Genomic DNA, 22,597 nt, shown 5'->3' with positions numbered 1-22,597 from the left:
TCAAGGAGAGGAGGTCGCAGTGGCGGAAGCGTCCACTCGGACCGTCGAACGGGCACTGGCACTACTCGCGACGGTCTGCGAGTCCGGTGCGACGAACCTCGTCGACAGCGCACGGGAATGTGAACTCGCGCCGAGCACGGCGTTGCGGTTGTTGCGGACGCTCGAAACAACCGGCTTCGTCAGCCGGGACGAGTCCGGCACCTACCGGCCCGGTGGGCGGATCATCCAGCTCGGCGCACAGGCCCTGAGCAACGAGTTCCTGATCGATCTCGCCGAACCGGCCATGGACGCGCTGGTTGCCGAAACTGGCGAGTCCGCCTATCTGTCGGTCCGAGGACACGGCCAAACGGCGCTCTATCTCAACATCGTCGAGGGCACGCATTCGGTTCGGCACGCCAACTGGGTGGGTCGGACCGTACCCCTGGACGCCTCGGCAGCCGGGCACGCATTGCGCGGTGACGTCCCCGCCGACGGCTACGTCGTGGTGGAACGCGGTGTCGAAGCCGATGTCACCGCGATCGCGGCTCCCGTGCTCTCGGAGGCTCGCATCGTCGGGGCGCTCAGCCTCGTGATCCCGAGCTATCGGCTCACCGCGCCCGAAACGGCGCGGTACGGCCAAATGCTGGTCTCGGCCGCCGCGGACGTCTCCGCCCGGCTGAGCGGACCCACGAAACAAGGCTCGCCGGAAAGAAAGTCATGATCACATTCGACACCGTCTCCAAGGTGTATCCCGACGGCACGGTCGCCGTCGACAACCTGACGATCACTGCTCCGGGCGGCAAGATCACCGCGTTGGTCGGCCCGTCAGGATGCGGGAAGACGACTTCCATGCGGTTGATCAACCGGCTCATCGAACCCACCTCGGGCACCATCGCACTCGACGGTGTCGACACCCAGTCGCTGGACCGGGTGGCGTTGCGGCGCAAGATCGGTTACGTCATCCAGAACGCGGGGCTCTTTCCGCATCGCACGGTGGTCGACAACGTCGCCGCACTGCCCCGGCTGCTCGGTGGCAGCAAGAAGGAAACACGTTCGGCGGCAATGGAACTGCTGGAACGCGTCGGCCTCGATGCCAAGTTCGCCCACCGGTATCCGTGGCAACTGTCCGGCGGGCAGCAACAGCGGGTCGGCGTGGCTCGCGCGCTGGCGACCGACCCGCCCTTCCTGCTCATGGACGAGCCGTTCAGCGCCGTGGATCCGATCGTCCGCAACCAGTTGCAGGACGAATTCCTGCGCCTGCAGGCCGACATCTCCAAGACCATCGTGATGGTCACCCACGATATCGACGAGGCGCTCAAGCTGGGTGACCAGGTCGTCGTGCTTCGCGAAGGAGGCACCCTCGCCCAGGCGGCGACGCCGGCCGAACTGCTGGCGGCCCCTAACGACGCCTTCGTCGCAGACTTCGTCGGGTCGGCACGCGGCTACCGGGCGCTCGGCTTCCACACCGGCGACGACCGGCTGCCGTTGCATCGGGAGCCGACGATCGCTGTGGGGCAATCGATTTCGGCGATCCCGTCCGACTCGGGGCGGTGGGTGCTCGCGGTCAACGCGCACGGGTCCCCGCTCGGCTGGGTCGACACCACGACGCTGTCCGGCGACACGGTGCTCGACGGCGACATCACACTGTGTACCACCGCCCGCCGCGGCGACCCGCTGCGCGAGCTGCTCAACGCCGCGCTGTCCAGCCCGAGTGGGCGGGGTGTGATCACCGACGAATCGGGTGTGCTCCTCGGCACCGCGACCGACCACGACATCATCGACGCGATCCGACGGGCCAAGGACGCGAGGTCGGTGTCGGCATGAACTGGCTCTCGTCGAACATCGACCGCATCGTCTCGCTGACCGTCAGCCACACCTGGCTCACTCTGGTCCCGACCGTCATCGGGCTGGCGCTGGCTCTGCCGCTGGGCTGGTGGGCGCACCGCTCCGGTCGCGGGTACGCCGCCATCGTCGGTACCGCCGGCCTGCTCTACACCATCCCGTCGCTGGCCCTGTTCATCATCCTGCCGGTGATCCTCGGCACCAAGATCCTTGATCCGGTGAATATCGTTGTCGCACTGACGCTGTACACCCTGGCGTTGTTGGTGCGCGTCGTCGCCGACGGTCTCGGTTCGGTACCGCACGACACTGTGGCCGCCGCCGAGGCGATGGGCTACCGCGGTTGGCAGCGCCTACTGCTCGTAGAACTTCCCGTCGCGGTGCCGGTGATCGCCGCGGGCCTGCGCGTCGCGGTGGTGTCCAACGTCAGCATCGTCACCATGGCCGCCCTGCTGGGCATTCCTCAGCTCGGATCGCTTTTCACACAAGGCTTTCAGCTGCGGCTGTACGTTCCGCTGATCACCGGCGTGGTCCTGTGTGCGGTGCTCGCGATCATCTTCGACGGGCTGATCATCTGGCTGAACAAGCTGCTCACCCCATGGCGGCAGCGGACGGTGACGTCATGAACATCGTCGGCTGGTTCACCGACCCGGCCAATTGGTCCGGCTCGGGCGGCATCCCCGTGCAGGTCGGGTACCACCTGCTCTACTCCGGCATCGCACTGCTGGCCGCACTTGCGATCGCGGTCCCGCTCGGGATCGTGATCGGGTACACCGGCCGTGGCGAGGCGGTGGTCGCCGGATTTGCAAATGCGCTGCGCGCCTTGCCATCCCTCGGTCTGCTCGTGCTGCTGTTCCTGATCATCTCACCGGTGGTGGCCGGCAAGTTGGTGTACATCCTGCCCACCATCGTCGTGCTGGTGCTGCTGGCCGTGCCACCCATCCTCACCGGCACCTACGCCGGCATCCAGAGCGCCGATCAGCACGCGGTGGACGCAGCGCGCGGCATGGGGTTCACCAGAACCCAGATCCTGCTGCGTGTGCAGCTGCCGTGTGCGTTGCCGCTGCTGGTGTCCGGCGTCAGAAGCGCCACACTGCAGATCGTTTCGACGGCCACCATCGCTGCGTACCTCGGTCTGCAGGGCCTCGGCCGGTTCATCCTGGACGGCCGGGCAACAGCAAGTTTCAGCGAAATGGCCGGCGGCGCAATCCTGGTCGCCCTCCTCGCCATCGTGCTCGAGTTCACCTTCGCCTGGATCGGCAGGCTCATCGTGTCTCCCGGCCTGCGCCGGGCCGCAAGCAAATCCGCCTCACCCATCGAAACCTCAGTAACCACCTTCACCTTGGAGAAAGCACCATGAAGAAGCGCAGCATCCTCTCGATCGTCGCCGCCGCTGCCGTGTTCGCGCTCAGCGCGTGTGGCGGAGGTGGGGGAGACCCGCTCTCCGGCGGCGGGAGCGACAAGGGCTCCGCGGGATCGCAGATCATCATCGGATCCGCCGACTTCACCGAAAGCCAGCTCGTCGCCAGCATCTACTCGCAGGCGTTGCAGGCCAAGGGCGTCAGCGTCAAGGAGCAGTTCAACATCGGCAGCCGAGAGGTCTACCTCCAGGCCTTGAAGGACGGGTCGATCGACTTGGTTCCCGAATACACCGGAGCGTTGCTGAGCCATCTCGACCCCAAGTCGACCGCCGCGACGCAGGATGCGGTGACCACCGAACTCAAGGGCAAGCTCCCCGCCGGGATCGCCATGCTGACCCCGTCGGCCGCCGAGGACAAGGACGTCGTCGCGGTCACCCAGGCGACGGCCGACAAGTACAAGCTCAAGACCATCTCCGACCTGGGCCTGGTCGCTGGGGAACTGGTGCTGGGCGGCCCTGCGGAATGGAAGACCCGCCAGCAGGGTGTGGTCGGCCTGCGCGACGTGTACGGACTCAACTTCAAGGACTTCGTCAGCCTCGACGCAGGCGGAACACTGACGATGACAGCTCTCACCAATGGTCAGATCCAAGCGGGCGACCTGTTCAGCACCGACCCGGGCCTGAAGGCGAATCATCTTGTGGCCCTGGAGGACAACAAGAATCTGTTCGCGGCGGAGAACGTGGTGCCACTGATCAAGGCCGGCAAGCAGAACGACACCGTCACCAAGACCCTCGACGCGGTGTCGGCGAAACTCACCACAGACGACCTGATCTCGATGAACGCCCAGGCCGCCACCGGCGCCAACCTCGCTGATATCGCCAAGAAGTGGCTGGCGAGCGCCGGCATCGGCGGACAGTGAACGACTCTCTCGGCAAAGGATCTGCATTCTCATGACCAATTCGGTGACCACCGGCCCACGTCCCGTCCGCGCCCCCCGCGGTTCTGAAATCTCTTGTCGCGGTTGGCAACAGGAAGCTGCCCTGCGCATGCTGATGAACAACCTCGATCCTGAGGTGGCCGAGCATCCAGAGGACCTCGTCGTCTACGGCGGCACGGGCCGCGCGGCCCGGAACTGGGAGGCCTTCGATGCGATCGTCCGCACGCTGCGGTCGCTGGCCGACGACGAGACGCTGCTCATCCAATCGGGGAAACCGGTCGGCGTCTTCCGGACCAACGTCTGGTCACCTCGTGTGCTGCTGGCGAATTCGAACCTGGTCGGCGACTGGGCCACCTGGGAGCAGTTTCGCAAGCTGGAAGCCGAAGGGCTGATGATGTACGGCCAGATGACGGCCGGCTCCTGGATCTACATCGGCACCCAGGGCATCCTGCAGGGCACGTTCGAGACCTTCGGTGCGGTGGCGCGCAAACGATTCGGCGGCACCCTGGCCGGCACCATCACCCTGACGGCCGGCGTGGGCGGCATGGGCGGGGCACAGCCACTCGCGGTCACCATGAACGAGGGCGTCGCGATCTGCGTGGACTGCGACGAGAGCCGCATCGACCGGCGCATCGCACACCGCTACCTGGACACCAAGGCCACCGACATCGACGAAGCCCTGGCGATGGCGATCGAAGCGCGGGATGCCAAGCGGCCGTTGTCGATCGGGCTCGTCGGCAATGCGGCGGCGGTGTTCCCCGAACTCCTGGAACGTGAAGCCCCGATCGATATCGTCACCGACCAGACCTCGGCCCACGACCCGTTGTCCTACCTGCCGTTGGGCGTCGATTTCGAGGACATGAAGAAGATGGCGGACAAGGATCCCGCGTACTTCACCGAGCAGGCCGAGTTGTCCATGGCCAAGCACGTCGCCGCCATGGTCGGCTTCATGGACCGTGGCGCCGAGGTGTTCGATTACGGCAACTCGATCCGGGACGAGGCGCGCAAGGCCGGCTACGACCGCGCTTTCGCTTTCCCGGGATTCGTGCCGGCGTACATTCGCCCGCAGTTCGAGGAGGGCCTGGGACCGTTCCGCTGGGCCGCTCTGTCGGGAGACCCCGCCGATATCGCCGCGACGGACCGGGCGATCCTGGAGCTGTTCCCCGACAACGACCATCTGCGGCGCTGGATCACCATGGCCGGTGAGAAGGTCGCGTTCGAGGGCCTGCCCGCACGCATCTGCTGGCTCGGGTACGGCGAGCGGCACCGGGCCGGCCTGCGGTTCAACGAGATGGTCGCCTCCGGTGAGCTCTCGGCGCCGCTGGTGATCGGCCGTGACCACCTGGATTCGGGATCGGTCGCATCGCCCTACCGCGAGACCGAGTCCATGCTCGACGGTTCCGATGCGATCGCCGACTGGCCGTTGCTCAACGCATTGGTCAACACCGCGTCCGGCGCGTCATGGGTGTCCATCCATCACGGCGGTGGCGTGGGCATCGGGCGCTCGATCCACGCCGGCCAGGTGTGCGTGGCCGACGGCACCGAACTGGCCGCACAGAAGCTCGAGCGGGTGCTGACCAACGATCCGGGGATGGGCGTCATCCGGCATGTGGATGCCGGTTACGAGCATGCCGCCGACGTGGCACGCGAACGGGGCGTGCGGATCCCGATGTGGGAGAACGCGTGACATCGCCCGGCACGTCGTTCGACAAGTTGTGGCCGACCATCCTCGACGTCGGCCGCAACCCGGCCAACGGCGGATATCGCCGGTTCGCGTGGACCGACGCCGATCTGACCCTGCGCGAGTGGTTCATCGGCGAAGCCGAGCGGCGTGGCATGGACGTCGAGGTCGATCGCAACGGCAACCTGTGGGCCTGGTGGCTGCCGCCGGGCTGGTCCGGTGATCCGCGCGACGCGTTCGTGACCGGTTCGCATCTGGACTCGGTGCCCGACGGTGGCGCCTTCGACGGGCCGCTCGGTATCGTCTCGGCCTTCGCCGCGATCGATATCGTGCGGGAGCGCGGTGTAGTGCCCGCCATCCCGGTCGGGGTGGCGGCGTTCTCAGATGAGGAAGGCGCACGGTTCGGGGTGGCCTGCGTGGGCTCGCAGCTGTCGACCGGTGCGCTGAGTGCCGACCGGGCGCGCGGGCTGCGCGACATCGACGGAATCACGTTGGCGGAGGCCCTCATTCGCGCCGGGCGCGATCCCGGGCACCTGGGCCCGGATCCGCACCTGGCCGCGCGGGTCGGCGTGTTCGTCGAGTTGCACGTGGAACAGGGCCGGGCGCTCGATCTGGTCGACGCCCCCATCGCGGTCGCTTCATCGATCTGGCCGCACGGCCGCTGGGAGTTCACGTTCGACGGTGAGGCCAACCATGCCGGTGCCACACGTCTGGTCGATCGCCGTGACCCCATGTTGGCCTTCGCGTCCTCGGTGCACACCGCGCGTGCGCAGGCCGCCGCACATCAGGCGGTGGCCACGTTCGGCAAGGTGATCGTGGCCCCCAACGGAGCCAACGCGATACCGTCGCAGATTCGGGCATGGTTGGACGCCCGCGCCGCGGACGAGGTCACCCTCGGCGCACTGGTCGATGCCATCTCCGCGGAAGCACGGCGGCACGCCGAACACGAGTCGGTGACCCTCGACGTCATCGCCGAATCGATCACACCGATCGTCGAATTCCCGGAAGGGCCGCGCAGCCGGCTGACCAAGGCCCTGCGCCACCTGGGGGACATCCCGGTACTGCCCACGGCGGCCGGCCACGACGCCGGCATCCTCGCGGCTCAGGTGCCGACGGCGATGCTGTTCGTCCGCAACCCGACGGGGGTGTCGCACTCGCCTGTCGAGCACGCGGAACCCGCCGACTGCAACCGCGGTGCGGTTGCTCTTGCCGACGTGATGGCCGAGTGGGTTTCGCGGTGACGGTCACCTGGTGGTGTGAGCACGCCTGGCTCGGCGACACGGTGCAGGCGGGCGTGCTGATCACCGTCGACGATGGCCGAATCACCTCGATCGTGGCGGGTGCGCCGGCCACCGGCGCGTCGAACCGCTTGTCCGGCTTGGTGATCCCCGGTATGGCGAACGCTCATTCGCATGCCTTCCACCGTGCACTGCGTGGGCGCACCCAGCGCGATCGGGGATCGTTCTGGACGTGGCGTGACCTCATGTACCGGGTGGCCGACCGCTTGGATCCGGATCGCTACCGCGCCTTGGCCCGCGCCGTGTACGCCGAGATGGCGCTGGCCGGTATCACCTCCGTCGGGGAGTTCCACTACCTGCATCATGGCACCGGCGGTCGTCCCTATTCGGACCCGAATGCGATGGGGCATGCGCTGATCGATGCCGCTGCAGACGCGGGGCCGCGGCTGACGCTGCTGGACACCTGCTATCTGAGTTCCGCACCGGACGGCACGGCGCTGCAGGACGGGCCGCAACAGCGGTTCGGGGACGGCAGTGGGGCCGGCTGGGCCGAACGCGCCGAAATCCTGCGTGACCAAACACGTTCCAGGCCCGGCATTCTCGTCGGCGCCGCGCTACATTCCGTACGTGGCGTCCCCGTCGACCAGATGCCCGATGTGGTCGAGTGGGCGTCCGCGCACTCGGCGCCGCTGCACGTGCACTCGTCCGAACAGCGCGCTGAGATCGAGCAGTGCCAGGCCGTGCACGGGCGCACGCCCACCGCGGTGCTGCGTGACGCCGGCGCGCTCGGCCCGCGGACCACCGCCGTCCATGCCACCCATCTGACCGCCGGCGATATCGCCGACATGAGTGCCTCGGCCACCGGTGTCTGCTTTTGCCCCACCACCGAACGGGATCTCGGTGACGGGATCGGCCCGGCGCCGGCCCTGCTGAACACACCGGGACTGTTCAGTCTGGGATCCGACAGCCACGCTGTCATCGACATGTTCGAGGAGGCCCGCGCCGTCGAACTCGATGAACGATTGGCCCGACAGGAGCGCGGCATCATCGGCGCACCGACCTTGTTACGCGCCGCCACCGTCGACGGCCAACACGCCATCGGCTGGGCGGATGCGGGCGTGCTGCAGGTCGGCGCGCGCGCCGACCTGGTTGCGGTGGACCTGAATTCGGTACGCACTGCCGGTGGCGGGGCCACCGCGGAGACGATCGTGTTCGCCGCCACCGCCGCCGATGTCACCGACGTGGTGATCGACGGACAGGTGGTGGTCGCCGACCGTAGACATGTCCGCGTCGACGTGGCCGCGGAATTGAGCAAGGCGATCGAGAACCTGCTGGGGGACTCATGACCATCCTGTACGACGGCATCGCCGAGCTGGTCACCAACGACCCGGCGCAGGGCGACGGCAGCGCTCTCGGTGTGGTCAGCGACGGGGCCGTGCTCGTGGCCGGTGACACGATCGAGTGGGTGGGCCGGCGCCGCGATGCGCCCGCTGCGGACGGACGCGTCGACTGCGGCGGCGTGAGCGTCGTGCCCGGATTCGTCGACAGTCATGCCCACCTGGTGTTCGCCGGTGAACGGTCGGCGGAGTTCGCAGCCCGGATGAGCGGACAGCCCTATGCCGCCGGCGGTATCGCGACGACGGTGGCGGCGACCCGCGCAGCCGACGATTCCACTCTGTCGGCGGGCGTGCGCCGGCTGGCCGGTGAACTGTCTGCCGCGGGGGTGACGACGTTCGAATGCAAGAGCGGATACGGCCTCGACATCCAGAACGAGGCCCGTTCCCTGCGCATCGCCCGCGAATACACCGGAGAGACAACATTTCTCGGAGCCCATGTGGTTCCTGCTGAATACCGTGACGATCGTGCCGGATACATCGACCTCGTCACCGGCCCGATGTTGGACGCCTGCGCACCGCTGGCCCGCTGGATCGACGTGTTCTGCGACAGGGGAGCGTTCGACGTCGACGAATCCCGTGCCATCCTCACCGCGGGCATGGCGGCCGGCCTACAACCGCGGCTGCACGCCGGTCAACTCGGCCCCAGCGAGGGGATTCAGCTGGCGGTACAACTCGGGGCGGCCTCGGTCGATCACTGCACGTATGCCACCGACGCGGATATCGAGGCACTGGCCTCCGGTAGCACGGTCGCCACGCTACTGCCGGGAGCGGAGTTCTCCACGCGCGCACCGTGGCCGGACGCGCGCCGGATGATCGACGCCGGCGTGACGGTCGCCATCGCCACCGACTGCAACCCCGGGAGCTCCTTCACCACCAGCATGCCGTTCTGCATCGCGGTGGCCGTTCGCGACATGAAGTTCACTCCCGCGGAGGCATTGTGGGCGGCGACCGCCGGCGGTGCGGCCGCGCTCCGCCGGGACGACGTCGGAACGCTGGCGCCCGGTAAGCGCGCCGACTTCCTGTGTCTCGACGCGCCGTCGTACATCCATCTCGCGTACCGGCCGGGGGTGCCGTTGATCCGCGATGTGGTGCACGCCGGTCAGAGGATCTGAGCCTCCAGTCGCCGCAGGTGCTCCCGCGACGACCCGAGCAGCTGCGCACTGCCGTGCGCACGCTTGAAGTAGAACTGGATGTCGCTCTCCCAGGTGATCGCGATGCCGCCGTGCATCTGGATCGCTTCGCCGGCAACGGCATTGAACGCCTCGGTGGCCATGTAGCGGGCCAGCGACGCATTCGTCGGCGTCGGGTCGGCGATGGCGTCGTTGACGATCGAGCGGGCGGCCGAGACCTTGACGTACAGATCCGACATGCGGTGCTTGAGCGCCTGGAAGCTGCCGATCGGCCGGCCGAACTGCACGCGGTCCTTCGAGTACGCGACGGTCAGGTCCAGGCAGCGGCTCGCGGCGGCGACCTGCTCGACGGCCATCAGGATGGCCGCGGTGTCCGCCAGGCCGGGGTCGGCGCCCAGGGCGGTGGTACTGCCCGGAGCTACCGCGGCGAGACGACGCGTCGGGTCCATCGCGATCGCCGGGGTGACGGTGTTGTCGGTCCAGCGGGTCAGCTGGCCGTCCTGCGCGGCGATCACCACGTCGGCGACGTCGCCGTTGATGACATAGCCGGCATCGAAAACGACGGTTCCGATGGACGTTCCCTCGGCCAGGCCCTCCAGTGGCTCTTCGTCGCCGACGGCGAGCAGAGCCAGTTCGGCGAGCGTGGTGCCGAGCAGCGGCGTCGGGACGAGGCCCTTGGCCAGTTCCTCGAGAACCACTGCGGCGTCACCCAATTCACCACCGGCACCGCCGAGCTCCTCGGGCACGACCAGCGCCGCGGCGCCGACCTGCTCGCACAGCATCTGCCAGAGCTTCTCGTCGTAGCCCTTCTCGGACTCGATGGCAGCCCGGACGGCTTCAGGGCTGGCGTGCTTCTCGACCAGCGCTGCGACGGTGGCGCGCAGCATGTCCCGTTCTTCGCTCATCGTCACAGCCCTTCCAGTACGCGGGTCCGGTGCCACGCCGAGTCGCCCCACGCCGAGCGCAGCGCCTGCGTGCGCAGCAGCAACAGCGACAGGTCGTGTTCCTGCGTGAAACCGATGGCGCCGTGCGTCTGCAGCGACGACCGGGCGGCCAGCAGCGCGGCTTCGTTGGCCGCGACCTTGGCGGCGCTGACATCGCGGGCCAGCGTGGGCGACCCGTCGGCGAGGGCCAAGGCCGCGCCGTAGACCAGCGGGCGGGCCAGCTCGACGGCGATGTGCACGTCGGCCAGCTTGTGCTTGATGGCCTGGTACGACCCGATCACGGTGCCGAACTGCGTGCGCTGCTTGGCGTACTCGACAGCCATGTCGAGCATCGCCTGGCCGGCGCCCACCAGCTGCGCGGCGGTGGCCAGCGCGCCGAACTCGAAAGCCTGTGCCGTGTCCGCGGTTTGGGCTTCGCCGGTGGCGGTCACGTCGAACAGGTGACGGGCCGGGTCGACGGACTGGTGCTCGGCGCCGATGGTGGCGTCCTGCACCTGACCATCCCCGGCCAGCAGGATCAGACCGGCGGTGTCGGCGTCGACGGCCCGCGGGGCCAGCGGCGGCAGGGCGACGGTGGCGATGAGCTCGCCCGAGGCCAGGCCTTCCGAACGCTTATCTGACGCCAGCAGCACAGGGGCGACCGCAATGGATTCGGTGACCGGACCGGGCACGGCCCAGTAGCCCAGACGCTCAAGTGCGACAACCAGATCCACCGGGTGCGCGCCGATGCCGTCGAACTCCTCCGGCACGTTCAGCGCGGTGACACCCAGGTCGGCCAGCGTTGACCAGACCTTGCGGCCGGGTGCGGCGTCGGCCGCCTTCTCGACTCCACCCCACGCCCGAACGGCGGCGGGCACGTCTGCCGCGCCCAGCGCGGCGTCGATGCTCGCAGCGAAATCGCGCTGCGATTCGTCCAATTCAAAGAACACGTGAACAATCCCTCTTATTTGCGGGGCAGGCCCAGCAGGCGCTCGGCGATGATGTTGCGCTGAATTTCGTTGGTACCGGCGTAGATCGGGCCGCCCAGGGCGAACAGCAATCCTTCGGTCCAGTGGTCGTACAGCTCGGCGTCGGGGCCGCGCAGGTCCAGTGCGGTCTGGTGCAGGGCGACGTCGAGGTCGGACCAGAACACCTTGGTCACCGAGGACTCGGCGCCTAGCTCGCCACCGTTGGCCAGCCGCGTGACGGTGCCGAAGGTGTGCAGGCGGTAGGCCTGGGCCTTGATCCAGGCGTCGGCGACGCGCTCGGCGTAGGCCGGGTTCTGCTCGACCTTCCATTGCGCGACAAGGCGTTCGGCAGGGGCGACGAAGCGGGCCGGGCTGCGCAGCGACATGCCGCGCTCGTTGCTCGAGGTGCTCATGGCGGCGGTCCAGCCGCCATGCACCTGACCGATGACGTCCTCGTCGGGGACGAACACGTCATCGAGGAAGATCTCACCGAAGCCGGTCTCACCACCCAGCTGGGCGATGGGCCGGACCGTGATGCCCTCGGCCTTGAGGTCGAACATGAAGTACGTCAGACCCTTGTGGCGCTGCGCTTCCGGGTCGGAGCGGAACAGCCCGAAACCGCGCTCACCGAACGGGGCGCGCGAGCTCCAGATCTTCTGGCCGTTGAGCTTCCAGCCGCCGTCGACCTTGGTCGCGGTCGAGCGCAGCGAGGCCAGGTCGCTACCGGACTCGGGCTCGGACCAGGCCTGGGCCCAGATCTCCTCGCCGGAGGCCATTTTCGGCAGCACGCGCTCCAGCTGGTCCTTGGTGCCGTGCGCGAACAGCGTCGGCGCCAGCATCGCGGTGCCGTTGGCCGAAGCGCGGCCGGGGGCACCGGACTTGAAGTACTCCTCCTCGTACACCACCCACTGCAGCATGGTGGCGTCGCGGCCGCCGTACTCCTTGGGCCACGCGATGACCGACAGGCCGGCGTCGTAAAGCACCTTGTCCCAGACACGGTGCTGCTCGAAGCCCTCGAGGGTGTCGTAGGACTTGGTGGGGAACTTGTCCTTGTTGGACGCCAAGAAGTCGCGGACCTCGGCCCGGAATTCTTCGGTTTCGTCGTCGAATGTCAGGTCCATGCGTTACCGATTCATCTCTCGCAGTTGTGGTTTGACCACTTTGCCTCCAGGGTCGCGCGGCAGGGTGTCCAGGAACGCCACCGACCGCGGCGCCTTGAAGTTAGCCAAATGTTCTTTGGTGTAGGTCTGCGGTGGGGTCTGCCGACCGGGCTGCTGGGTGCCGTCGGACCCACTCATTGGAACTCCCTCTAACAAAGCAAGTGCTTGGTAGGTTAGCCTATAAGGGTGATAGAGGTCCAGACGTTCCGGGCTGAGGTCCGGCAATGGCTCGCAGACAATCTCGTCGGTGAATTCGCAGCTCTCAAAGGTCTTGGTGGCCCCGGCCGTGAGCACGAGGCATACGAAGAACGACGCGCGTGGAACCAGCACCTGGCCGCGGCAGGCCTGACCTGCCTGGGCTGGCCTGAGGAGCACGGTGGCCGCGGCTTGTCGGTCGCGCACCGCGTCGCCTTCTACGAGGAGTACGCCAAGGCGGACGCCCCGGACAAGGTCAACCACCTCGGTGAGGAACTGCTCGGGCCGACGCTCATCGCGTACGGCACCGAAGAGCAGAAGAAGCGCTTCCTGCCGAACATCCTCAACGTCACCGAGCTGTGGGCCCAGGGCTACTCCGAGCCCGGCGCCGGTAGCGATCTGGCCAACGTCTCGACGGCGGCCGAACTCGTCGGCGACGAGTGGGTCATCAACGGTCAGAAAGTCTGGACCTCGCTGGCACACTGGGCGCAGTGGTGCTTCGTGGTGGCCCGCACCGAGAAGGGCTCCAAGCGTCACCACGGGCTCTCCTATCTGTTGGTGCCGCTGGACCAGCCGGGCGTCGAGATCCGCCCGATCGTTCAGTTGACCGGCGACTCCGAATTCAACGAGGTGTTCTTCGACGACGCCCGCACCGAGGCATCGCTGGTGGTCGGGGAGCCCGGGCAGGGCTGGGGCGTGGCGATGGCGACGCTGACCTTCGAGCGTGGTGTTTCGACGCTGGGTCAGCAGATTCGTTACAAGCGCGAGCTCGAGGGTCTGATCGGTGTCGCGAAGACCACCGGCGCCATCGACGATCCGCTGATCCGGCACAAGCTGACTGAATCGTGGACCGGCCTGCAGGCCATGCGGTCCTACGCGATGGCCACCATGGACGTCGAGCAGCCGGGCCAGGACAACGTGTCAAAGCTGTTGTGGGCCAACTGGCATCGCGAGCTCGGTGAGATCGCCATGGACGTGCAGGGCATGGCGGGGCTGACGCTGCCCGGCGGCGAGTTCGATGAGTGGCAGCGCCTGTACCTGTTCTCCCGGTCGGACACCATCTACGGCGGCTCCAACGAAATTCAGCGCAACATTATCGCCGAGCGCGTGCTCGGCCTACCCCGAGAGGCCAAGGGCTGATGGATCTTTCAGTTGCTCCTACCGAGGTTGAGGGCCACGGCCTGCTGAAGGGCAAGGTCGTCCTCGTGACGGCCGCCGCCGGCACCGGCATCGGCTCGTCCACCGCCCGTCGCGCGCTGCTGGAAGGCGCCGACGTCGTGGTGTCCGACTACCACGAGCGTCGCCTCAACGAAACGCGTGACCAGCTGGCCGCACTCGGCCTGGGCAAGGTCGAGGCCGTCGTCTGCGACGTCACCTCCACCGAGGCCGTCGACGCCCTGATCACCGCGGCCGTCGAGAAGATGGGCCGGCTGGACGTGCTGGTCAACAACGCCGGCCTGGGCGGGGAGACCCCGCTGGTCGACATGACCGACGACGAGTGGGACCGCGTCCTCAACGTCACCCTGAACTCGGTGATGCGCGCGACCCGCGCCGCCCTGCGGTACTTCCGCGGCGTCGAGCACGGCGGCGTGATCGTCAACAACGCCAGCGTCCTGGGCTGGCGCGCGCAGCACTCGCAGTCGCACTACGCCGCCGCCAAGGCCGGCGTCATGGCGCTGACCCGTTGCAGCGCAATCGAAGCCGTCGAGTACGGCGTCCGCATCAACGCGGTGTCCCCGAGCATCGCGCGGCACAAGTTCCTGGAGAAGTCGGCCGATGCCGCGCTGCTGGACCGGCTGTCGTCGGACGAGGCATTCGGCCGTGCCGCCGAGCCGTGGGAAATCGCCACCACCATCGCGTATTTGGCCAGCGACTACTCGAGCTACCTGACCGGCGAGATCATTTCGGTGTCGAGCCAGCGGGCGTAGTTTTCATCCGGCCGCGAGGTTCGGATATGTGCACTTGCCCGCCTAATTGCGACAACGTTGTCGCAATTAGGCGGGCATTTTCATGTGTGGCTGGCTCGCGATCTCGCAAGCCTGACCTGGTGGCGGACCCTCTCGATCAGATGATCGCCTGCTCCTGCAAGTCCGCGATCCGCGCCGCGTCATAGCCCAGTTCACCGAGTATCTCCGCGTTGTGCTCGCCGATCACTGGCGGCGCGAGGCGGATCGTCGCTGGCGTGGCACCCATGCCCGCCAGCGGGCTGCCGATCAGGTCGACCGATCCGGCGGCGGCCCATGCATGCGGCGTCGTCGCGCGCAGGCCCCGGTGCTGCACCTGTGGATCTTCCCAGACCTCCGCCAGATCGTTATAGCGCGCGGCCGGGATGCCCACGCTGTCGAACTTCGCCTGGAGCTCCTCCGTCGTGAACTGCCGGCTCCACACGTTGATGATGTCGATCAACTCCGCGCGATTGATCTTGGCCCGCTTGGCGTTGGTGTCGAAGCGCGGGTCGTCGTAGAGCTCGGGCTGGCCCATCAACTCCGACATGCGCCGCCAGTGAGCGTCGCTCCCGGCCGTGATGTACGTCATGCCGTCGCGCGCATGGATGAGGTCGGCGGGGCCGCCGCCGTTGCCGCCATTGCCCAGACGCTCCGCCTGGACGCCGCTGATCAGGTAGTCCTGCATGATGTGGCAGATCATCGCCACGGAACTGTCGAGCAGCGCCATGTCGATGTACTGGCCCTCGCCGGTGTTGTTGCGATGGTTCAGCGCGGCGAGGATCGCGATGGCGCTGTTGTGGCCGGTCACGAAATCGACCAGGCTGGGACCGGCTTTCACTGGCCCCGCGCCGGGTTGGCCTTCGGGGATGCCGGTCACGGCCATCATGCCGCCGCTCGCCTGGAACAACCCGTCGTAGCCCGCGCGCGCCGCCATTGGCCCGGTCTGGCCGAAGCCGGTGATCGAGCAGTAGATGAGGCGGGGATTGATCGCCTTCAGGCTCTCGTAGTCCAGCCCGAACCGCTTGAGGTCGCCGACCTTGTAATTCTCGATCAGGATGTCCGCGGTCTTGACCAGGGCACGCAGGATGTCCTGCCCCTCCGGCTTGGAGTGGTTGACCGTGATCGACCGCTTGTTGCGGTTCGACGCGGTGAAGAAGCCGGACTGGCGAAGGTCCTTGCCGTCCTTGCCCTCGACCGAGGCAAGACCGTAACCGCGCCCTTCGTCACCGCTGCCCGGTCGCTCCACCTTGATGACGTCAGCGCCGAGGTCGCCCAGTATCTGCGCGCTGATCGGGCCGGCGAAGACGCGGGTCATGTCGATGACCCGGATACCCTCCAGGGCACGCTGTGTCGTGCTCATGATCTCCTGCTACTCATCCATTTCGAGTCGTGCTGCGCGCAAGCATAGGGCTCGAATCGAAGCGCCCGACGCTTTACGCATCCCATCTATCGGTCGCGGTCGAGAACCGCGCGTGTGACCTCGCCCGCTCTCAGGGCCGCGATCGCCTCAACGTGCGCGACCCCTGTGAGCACTCGATCTTTGTGTACGTAGTGGCCAAGTCAACACCGGCCCGACCTACCCTAGCAAGCGCTTGGTTTCCATGCTGTTGAGATGGCGTCTCCATCGCCAGTCAACCCGCGAGCAGGCGCGACGAGCTACTTCAGCTCGCCGCGGCGAGTCTCTACCATCGCTTCAAGTCGAAGGAACAGATGGTCGAAGAGGTCACGCGGGACTTCCTTGATTGGTTGTTCAGCCGGTACGAAGAAATCATCGCCACCGAGCCGTGGGAGATCGCGTCGACCATCGCATTCCTGGCCGGCGACTACTCCAGCTACCTGGCCGGCGAGATTATCTCGGCGTCCAGCCAGCGCGCTCACGTTTGGCGACGCGAATGTCGTCCGTACGCTTCGGTTTTCGAGATGAATCGCCTGCTCGCGTGGTACGCGCCTAGATAACAGATCGGGAACACACCGAGCGTGATCAGGGAGACCAGAGCGAACTGGATGCGTTGGCCTGCTGCAATCGGGTTGTGCAAGAACCGATCCCGGTAGCCGAAGCTGATTCCAGCCGCTATCGCCACGCCGGCGGAGACCGCCGTTTGGCCCGGTCCGCTTCTTCCTGTCGCGAACGCAAACACGGGGTACATGAATATCGCGACCGCGAGCAGCAGTTGCCACCACGCCTTGGGGTGGTTACGCCAGCGCCGTAGGGCTGAGTGCAGCTGACGGAAAGCTCGCGAGAAGTCTCCACAGTTTCTTCACAATCACTGCCGGTAAGCCCCACAAACCGCGCTTACAGTCGGAAAGCGTGAAGCGAATCCTGGTGGTCGACGACGAGCCGACCATCCTGTCCTCGGTCGCCACCCGCCTGCGGGCCGAGTCGTTCCAGGTGGAGACGGCCGTCGACGGGCCTTCGGCAGTGGCCGCGGCGGCAGCGACACGGCCCGACCTGGTGGTGCTGGACGTCATGCTGCCCGGCTTCGACGGGGTGGAAGTCTGCCGGCGCATCCAGGCCGAGCGTCCGGTGCCGGTGCTGATGTTGACCGCCCGCACGGACGAGACCGACATGCTGATCGGTCTGGGGATCGGGGCCGACGACTATCTCACCAAACCGTTCAGCATGCGCGAGTTGGTTGCGCGGGTGCGGGTGTTGCTGCGTCGGGTGGACCGGGCGGCCGGGGACCAGCCGCTGTCGGTGGGGGAGTACCGCATCGATCTCGCCGAGCGCCGGGTGCACCAGGGTGACATCGAAATCCACCTCACCCGAACCGAATTCGATCTACTGGCCTTCCTCGCCGGTCGTCCCAGAGCCGCGGTGGACCGCGAGACGCTGCTGGAGCACGTCTGGGGCTGGGGGTCGGGCGCCGAGACGCGCACGGTCGACAGCCACGTGAAGGCGTTGCGCCGCAAGCTCGGTGCCGAGCTCATCCGGACCGTGCATGGGGTCGGCTATGCCCTAGAGGTACCACGGTGAGCACCTTCGGCGAACTATGGGACCGGCTGCCCCGGCCACTGGATCCGTTCGCGTCCTTCAAGATCAAGATGGGACTGCTGGTCGGCGGAGCAATCCTGTTGGCGTCGTTCACCTTCTGGATCGGCGCGAGCTGGCAGTTCCGATACGCGCTGCTGTCCGCTCTGCTGACCTCACTGCTCTTCACCCAGTTCATGGCCCACGGCATGACGTCACCCTTGCGGCAGATGACCGCCGCGGCCCGCGCGATGGCCAAGGGCGACTACAGCATTCGGGTCCGCGCCACGTCGCGTGATGAAGTCGGCCAACTCGCAACGGCATTCAATCAGATGGCAGCCGACCTCGGTGCCGCCGACGAATACCGGCGCGGACTGATCGGCAACGTGTCCCATGAACTACGCACGCCCATCACCGCATTGCAGGCGGTCCTGGAGAACGTGGTCGACGGAGTCGTTGAACCCGATGCGCAGACGATGCGGTTAGCGCTGTCGCAGACCGAACGCCTCGGCGAATTGGTGACCGATCTGCTGGACCTGTCTCGCCTCGAAGGCGGGGCAATTCCCTTGCGGATCAACCGGTTCGACGTCGAGGCCTTCCTGCGTGCCGCCGTCGAGCACGTCTCGGTTTCCGCCGATGACGTGCCAGTCGCGGTCGAGGTGTCACCACCCGGTCTGACGGCGCTGGCCGATCCGGCGCGGCTACGGCAGGTGGTGGTCAATCTGGTGGACAACGCGATTCGGCACAGCCCGCCCGGCGGCAGTGTGACGGTGCGAGCGACGCGTGACGCCGCGGGCCTGCGCCTGGAGGTCGCCGATCAAGGGCCGGGCATCGCGCCGGTTGAGCGTGAGCGGGTCTTCGAACGGTTCACCCGCGGGGCCACCTCTGACGGTGGCACCGGTCTGGGTTTGGCGATCGCCCGCTGGGCGGTCGAGTTGCACGGCGGAGCTATCGACGTGGTGGAGACGAACGTGGGATGCCGCTTCAGGGTGAGCATTCCGGAATCAGAGGAGCGGTCCGCATGACGATGTTGATGGGATATCCAGGGCCGCCGATGGTCCCTCCGCTGATCGGGCCGGCACTGCCGCGCCGCGGTGAGCCCGGCTGGACGATGTTGCCGCGACGGGTGTGGCCGATCAGTCCGCTGGCGACAGCGCCACACCGGGTGGTGGCGCTCGCCGTGGTAGCCGGTCTGCTCGGTACTGCGCTGTGGCGGCCGTCGTCTTTGAGCGCCGGCTACCTGGCCGTCGGGGTGATGGTCTTCGCTGTCGTCTACGGCACCGCCGAGCGCCGGCCGACGCGCACCGAATGGGCCGGTATCGCACTGACGTTGGCGCTGCTGGCAGTTCCCGCCTTACTTGCCGCCGACTGGCTGGGCGTGCTGTGCATCATGGCGGCCTGGATCGTCGGGTGGTGCACGCTGTTCGGCGGACGTACCTGGACCGCGGTCCTGACCGCGCCGTTCCTGGCGTGGGCGCTGCCGGCCCGTGTCCTCGGTTGGACGCGGCGTGGATTGTCCGGTCGGGTGGGTATCACAAACCCGGTTCGCGTTGCCGTTGTTGGCGGTCTCACAGTGCTGCTGACTCTGGTGTTCGGCGCGTTGTTCGCCTCGGCGGACGCGGCTTTCGCGCATCTGGTGGGCAAGCTGGTCCCGCGGTTCGACGGTGTCGACGTCGTCGCCCGCGTCGTCGTCTTCGGCATGGTCGCCGCGTTCGTCCTCGGTGGTGCCTACCTGACCCGGTTCGCGCCGCGGCTGGATGTCCTCGCGCCCAAGCCGATGAAGCCGGTGCCGCGCTGGGAGTGGGCCGTTCCGCTGGGGGTGCTCGATGCGCTGTTCATTGCGTTCGTCGCGGTGCAGGCGGCGGTGCTGTTCGGCGGTCATACCCACGTGCTGGAAACCGAGGGGCTGACGTACGCCGAGTACGCGCGCCAGGGCTTCTGGCAGTTGTTGTGGGTGTCGGCGCTGACGCTGCTGGTGCTGAGCGGCGTGATCCGGGTGGCGGGTCGTGTCACTGCGGGTGACCGCCGTGTACTCCGAGTGCTGGCCGGAATCCTCTGCGCGACTTCGGTTGTCGTCGTCATCTCTGCGATCCACCGCATGTGGCTCTATCAGCAGGCGTACGGCTTCAGCACCGACCGGTTGATGGTGATCACCATCGAACTGTGGTTGGGTGCGGTGTTCCTGCTCGTCGCGGTGGCGGGTGTGCGGATGTCGGGGCGTTGGCTGCCGCACGCCGTGCTGGCGGCTGGGGTCGTGGCGCTGCTGGGGTTGGCGGCACTCAATCCCGAGCGCCTCGTCGCCGATCGCAACATCGACCGCTTCGAGCAGACCGGCCAACTCGATGCGGAGTACCTGTCCCGGCTGTCGTCGGACATCGACCCGGCGCTGCATCGGCTACCTGAGCGTGTCCGCGCCTGCGTCCGATCGAACTACTCGCATGACGACCCGTGGTACCTGTTCAACCTGTCCCGCTCGAACGCGGACCGGCCGGTGGGAACGGAGCTGCCCAAGTATTGCGATCAGTACTGGTCCTCCCGCTACTAGCGGGCCGCCGACCCTGAGCTTGTGTGCGAAAAATCGCCGGTTCGTGGCACACAAGCGCAGTTTCGGCGGGGAAATGCGAAGTGGTGACAGTCACCAGCCTCCACAATCGACCTAACAAGCGCTTGGTTGCTATGCTGTGTCGATGGCGTCTCCATCGCCCAGTCAACCGGCGACCAGGCGCGACGAGCTTCTTCAGCTCGCCGCGGCGATGTTCGCTGAGCGTGGGCTGAAGGCAACCACTGTCCGGGACATCGCAGACTCGGCAGGAATCCTGTCAGGCAGTCTCTACCATCACTTCAAATCGAAGGAACAGATGGTCGAAGAGGTCATGCGTGACTTCCTCGATTGGCTGTTCGCCCGGTACGAGCAGATCATCGCCACCGAGCCCGATCCGCTGGCGCGTTTCAAAGGTCTGTTCATGGCGTCGTTCGATGCCATCGAGCACCGGCACGCGCAGGTCGTCATCTACCAGGACGAGGCCAAGCGCCTCGGCGTCCTGCCCCAGTTCGCCTTCGTCGACGAACGCAATCGCCAGCAGCGCAAGATGTGGGTCGACGTCCTGAAGCAGGGCATGGCCGAAGGCGTCTTCCGATCCGACCTGAATGTTGATCTGGTCTACCGGTTCATCCGTGACACCACGTGGGTGTCGGTGCGCTGGTACCAGCCGGGCGGCAAGTTGACCGCGGAAGACGTCGGTCAGCACTACCTGACCATCGTGCTCGGCGGCGTTGCGGTAGCCCCGTAACGCCTTGCCGCCAAATGAGTTTCACCCAAAGAAGGAGATGAGAAATGGCCGCATCTGAGGCGTACGTCATCGACGCTGTGCGCACCGCCGTCGGCAAGAAGGGTGGTGGCCTCTCCGGTTACCACCCGATCGATCTCGGTGTGGAGGCGTACCGCGGGATCTTCGCTCGCAACGACGTCGACCCCGCTGCGTTCGACGACGTGATCGTCGGCTGTGTCGACGCCATCGGTGGGCAGGCCGGCAACATCGGCCGTCTGACCTGGCTCGCCGCCGGCTACGACGAGGGCGTCCCCGGCACCACCGTCGACCGGCAGTGCGGTTCCTCCCAGCAGGCCATTTCCTTTGGTGCGCAGGCGATCATGTCGGGTACCGCAGACCTGATCCTGGCCGCCGGCATCCAGAACATGAGCCAGATTCCGATCAGCTCGGCCATGATCGTCGGTGAGCAGTTCGGCTTCACCTCGCCGACCAACGAGTCGAAGCGCTGGGTGGAACGCTATGGCGACCAGGAGATTTCGCAGTTCCGCGGCGCCGAGATGATCGCCGAGCAGTGGGACATCTCCCGCGAGGACATGGAGCTGTTCGCGTTCAACAGCCACCAGCGTGCATTCACCGCGATCCGTGAGGGCCGTTTCGACAACGAGATCATCCCGATCGACGGCTTCAAGGTCGACGAGGGGCCGCGTGAGAGCACTCTGGAGAAGTTGGCCTCGCTGAAGGTGCTGGTCGAGGGTGGCCGGCTGACCGCCGCGCTGGCCAGCCAGATTTCGGATGGCGCGTCGGCGACGCTGCTGGCCTCCGAGGCTGCCGTGAAGGCGCATGGCCTCAAGCCGCGGGCCCGCATCCACCACATCAGCTGCCGCGGCGACGACCCGGTGAAGATGCTCACCGGCCCGATCCCGGCGACCAAGTACGCGCTGGAGAAGACCGGCCTGACCATGGACGACATCGACGTCGTCGAGATCAACGAGGCGTTCGCGTCCGTCGTGCTGGCTTGGGCCAAGGAACTCAACGTCGACCTGGCCAAGGTGAACCCCAACGGCGGCGGCATCGCGCTGGGCCACCCGCTGGGCGCCACCGGTGCCAAGCTGTTCGCCACCATGCTCAACGAGCTGGAGCGCACGGGCGGTCGCTACGGCCTGCAGACGATGTGCGAGGGCGGCGGCACCGCCAACGTCACCATCATCGAGCGCCTCTGATACCACGCGAAACTGCCCCTTTCCTCCGGGAGAGGGGCAGTTCTGTGTCTGTGCGGGTTTACCGGTTCGGATCAACGGGCATTCGGCAATCATGCTGAAGTCCCTCGTCGTGATGTCCGTGGCAGCAGCGGCTGCTCTCGGTGCAAGCGCCTGCTCGGACGAGTCGCCGCCGCCGTCCAAGCCCACCTCCAGCACGAGCACGACGGTGACTTCGACGGAGATCATCCCGGGAGTTCCGGTCGGCCCGTCGACACCGCCGACGACCCCGTCGACGCGGGCCAGCACGAGCACCGTCACGGTCACGGTGCCGCCGCCCAGTGTGACGGTTCCGAATCCGCCGCCGGTGCCGGTTGTGCCGGGGCCCATGGGCCCCGGGCGGTAGGGAA

At 67.0% G+C, this 22,597-nt stretch carries 21 protein-coding genes and 3 pseudogenes; 19 read left to right on the top strand and 5 right to left on the bottom strand.

Features of this window, described 5'->3' with window-relative positions; genetic code table 11:
* Nucleotides 1-19: 19 nt before the first annotated feature.
* Genes H289_RS0111005 through hutI form a run of 9 tightly spaced genes read left to right on the top strand, consistent with a single transcriptional unit; the run spans nucleotide 20 to nucleotide 9,544 of the window.
* Nucleotides 20-700, top strand: coding sequence for an IclR family transcriptional regulator (locus H289_RS0111005; RefSeq protein ID WP_020100846.1), 681 nt, complete (start codon nucleotides 20-22; stop codon nucleotides 698-700).
* Nucleotides 697-1,803, top strand: a complete 1,107-nt coding sequence (locus H289_RS0111000; protein ID WP_020100845.1) for an ABC transporter ATP-binding protein — start codon at nucleotides 697-699, stop codon at nucleotides 1,801-1,803. Before H289_RS0111005 ends, H289_RS0111000 begins: the two co-directional genes overlap by 4 nt.
* Nucleotides 1,800-2,444: an ABC transporter permease gene (locus H289_RS0110995; protein WP_020100844.1), complete on the top strand. Its 645-nt coding sequence runs from the start codon at nucleotides 1,800-1,802 to the stop codon at nucleotides 2,442-2,444. Before H289_RS0111000 ends, H289_RS0110995 begins: the two co-directional genes overlap by 4 nt.
* A complete protein-coding gene (locus H289_RS0110990; RefSeq protein WP_020100843.1) occupies nucleotides 2,417-3,178 on the top strand; it encodes an ABC transporter permease in 762 nt (253 codons plus the stop codon). Before H289_RS0110995 ends, H289_RS0110990 begins: the two co-directional genes overlap by 28 nt.
* Nucleotides 3,175-4,098 carry an ABC transporter substrate-binding protein gene (locus H289_RS0110985; protein WP_020100842.1) on the top strand — a complete coding sequence of 308 codons (924 nt, stop codon included), beginning with the start codon at nucleotides 3,175-3,177 and terminating at the stop codon, nucleotides 4,096-4,098. Before H289_RS0110990 ends, H289_RS0110985 begins: the two co-directional genes overlap by 4 nt.
* A gap of 31 nt (nucleotides 4,099-4,129) precedes the next feature.
* Nucleotides 4,130-5,803, top strand: a complete 1,674-nt coding sequence (gene hutU / locus H289_RS0110980) for a urocanate hydratase (protein ID WP_029105082.1) — start codon at nucleotides 4,130-4,132, stop codon at nucleotides 5,801-5,803.
* Nucleotides 5,800-7,038: an allantoate amidohydrolase gene (locus H289_RS0110975; RefSeq protein ID WP_036420455.1), complete on the top strand. Its 1,239-nt coding sequence runs from the start codon at nucleotides 5,800-5,802 to the stop codon at nucleotides 7,036-7,038. Before hutU ends, H289_RS0110975 begins: the two co-directional genes overlap by 4 nt.
* On the top strand, nucleotides 7,035-8,381 hold the full coding sequence (locus tag H289_RS0110970; protein ID WP_036420454.1) for a formimidoylglutamate deiminase: 1,347 nt from the start codon (nucleotides 7,035-7,037) through the stop codon (nucleotides 8,379-8,381). The genes H289_RS0110975 and H289_RS0110970 overlap by 4 nt, the downstream gene beginning before the upstream one ends.
* Nucleotides 8,378-9,544: an imidazolonepropionase gene (gene hutI, locus H289_RS0110965; protein WP_020100838.1), complete on the top strand. Its 1,167-nt coding sequence runs from the start codon at nucleotides 8,378-8,380 to the stop codon at nucleotides 9,542-9,544. Before H289_RS0110970 ends, hutI begins: the two co-directional genes overlap by 4 nt.
* Here the strand turns inward: hutI and ipdE2 are convergent.
* The 4 genes and pseudogenes from ipdE2 to H289_RS32955 form a co-directional block, all read right to left on the bottom strand.
* Nucleotides 9,532-10,467, bottom strand: a complete 936-nt coding sequence (gene ipdE2 / locus H289_RS0110960; RefSeq protein WP_029105081.1) for an acyl-CoA dehydrogenase IpdE2 — start codon at nucleotides 10,465-10,467, stop codon at nucleotides 9,532-9,534. The two genes, hutI and ipdE2, sit on opposite strands and share 13 nt — an antisense overlap.
* Nucleotides 10,468-10,469: 2 nt before the next feature.
* On the bottom strand, nucleotides 10,470-11,435 hold the full coding sequence (locus H289_RS0110955) for an acyl-CoA dehydrogenase family protein (protein WP_020100836.1): 966 nt from the start codon (nucleotides 11,433-11,435) through the stop codon (nucleotides 10,470-10,472).
* A 14-nt stretch (nucleotides 11,436-11,449) separates the two neighbouring features.
* Complete coding sequence (locus H289_RS0110950; RefSeq protein WP_020100835.1) at nucleotides 11,450-12,574, bottom strand: acyl-CoA dehydrogenase family protein; 1,125 nt, start codon at nucleotides 12,572-12,574, stop codon at nucleotides 11,450-11,452.
* 3 nt (nucleotides 12,575-12,577) lie between these two features.
* A pseudogene (locus tag H289_RS32955) lies at nucleotides 12,578-12,697 on the bottom strand (hypothetical protein); the annotation flags it as partial.
* A gap of 102 nt (nucleotides 12,698-12,799) precedes the next feature.
* Between H289_RS32955 and ipdE1 the strand changes: the two are divergent.
* The gene (gene ipdE1, locus H289_RS0110940) at nucleotides 12,800-13,948 is read left to right on the top strand and encodes an acyl-CoA dehydrogenase IpdE1 (RefSeq protein ID WP_020100833.1); all 1,149 of its coding nucleotides are present in this window, start codon (nucleotides 12,800-12,802) and stop codon (nucleotides 13,946-13,948) included.
* Complete coding sequence (gene ipdF / locus H289_RS0110935) at nucleotides 13,948-14,736, top strand: (5R,7aS)-5-hydroxy-7a-methyl-1-oxo-2,3,5,6,7,7a-hexahydro-1H-indene-carboxyl-CoA reductase (protein ID WP_020100832.1); 789 nt, start codon at nucleotides 13,948-13,950, stop codon at nucleotides 14,734-14,736. Before ipdE1 ends, ipdF begins: the two co-directional genes overlap by 1 nt.
* Nucleotides 14,737-14,872: 136 nt before the next feature.
* Here ipdF and H289_RS0110930 read toward each other — a convergent pair whose 3' ends face one another.
* Nucleotides 14,873-16,114: a CaiB/BaiF CoA transferase family protein gene (locus H289_RS0110930; protein WP_020100831.1), complete on the bottom strand. Its 1,242-nt coding sequence runs from the start codon at nucleotides 16,112-16,114 to the stop codon at nucleotides 14,873-14,875.
* 263 nt (nucleotides 16,115-16,377) lie between these two features.
* On the opposite strand from H289_RS0110930, the pseudogene H289_RS33390 reads away from it, so the two are divergent.
* From H289_RS33390 to H289_RS0110895, 8 genes and pseudogenes are all read left to right on the top strand, one after another.
* Nucleotides 16,378-16,545: pseudogene (locus H289_RS33390) on the top strand (TetR family transcriptional regulator); the annotation flags it as partial.
* Nucleotides 16,528-16,623 (top strand): annotated as a pseudogene (locus H289_RS33995) (short chain dehydrogenase); the annotation flags it as partial. The pseudogenes H289_RS33390 and H289_RS33995, both read left to right, overlap by 18 nt.
* Before the next feature lie 439 nt (nucleotides 16,624-17,062).
* Nucleotides 17,063-17,728, top strand: a complete 666-nt coding sequence (locus tag H289_RS0110920; protein ID WP_020100829.1) for a response regulator — start codon at nucleotides 17,063-17,065, stop codon at nucleotides 17,726-17,728.
* Nucleotides 17,725-18,747: a HAMP domain-containing sensor histidine kinase gene (locus H289_RS0110915; RefSeq protein WP_020100828.1), complete on the top strand. Its 1,023-nt coding sequence runs from the start codon at nucleotides 17,725-17,727 to the stop codon at nucleotides 18,745-18,747. The genes H289_RS0110920 and H289_RS0110915 overlap by 4 nt, the downstream gene beginning before the upstream one ends.
* Nucleotides 18,744-20,267, top strand: coding sequence for a DUF4153 domain-containing protein (locus H289_RS0110910; protein WP_155944103.1), 1,524 nt, complete (start codon nucleotides 18,744-18,746; stop codon nucleotides 20,265-20,267). Before H289_RS0110915 ends, H289_RS0110910 begins: the two co-directional genes overlap by 4 nt.
* A gap of 142 nt (nucleotides 20,268-20,409) precedes the next feature.
* Entirely contained in the window at nucleotides 20,410-21,012 is a 603-nt protein-coding gene (locus H289_RS0110905; RefSeq protein WP_020100826.1) for a TetR/AcrR family transcriptional regulator, read from the top strand.
* Nucleotides 21,013-21,056: 44 nt separating this feature from the next.
* The gene (gene fadA6, locus H289_RS0110900; protein WP_020100825.1) at nucleotides 21,057-22,211 is read left to right on the top strand and encodes a steroid 3-ketoacyl-CoA thiolase FadA6; all 1,155 of its coding nucleotides are present in this window, start codon (nucleotides 21,057-21,059) and stop codon (nucleotides 22,209-22,211) included.
* Between the two features lie 91 nt (nucleotides 22,212-22,302).
* On the top strand, nucleotides 22,303-22,593 hold the full coding sequence (locus H289_RS0110895) for a hypothetical protein (protein WP_020100824.1): 291 nt from the start codon (nucleotides 22,303-22,305) through the stop codon (nucleotides 22,591-22,593).
* Nucleotides 22,594-22,597: the final 4 nt, after the last annotated feature.

Origin of the sequence: Mycobacterium sp. 360MFTsu5.1, assembly GCF_000383495.1 — a bacterium.
In the GTDB taxonomy this organism is placed as follows: Bacteria; Actinomycetota; Actinomycetes; order Mycobacteriales; family Mycobacteriaceae; genus Mycobacterium; species Mycobacterium mucogenicum_B.
The sequence above is the reverse complement of the archived record's forward strand: the minus strand, read 5'-3'. Positions and strand labels throughout refer to the sequence as shown.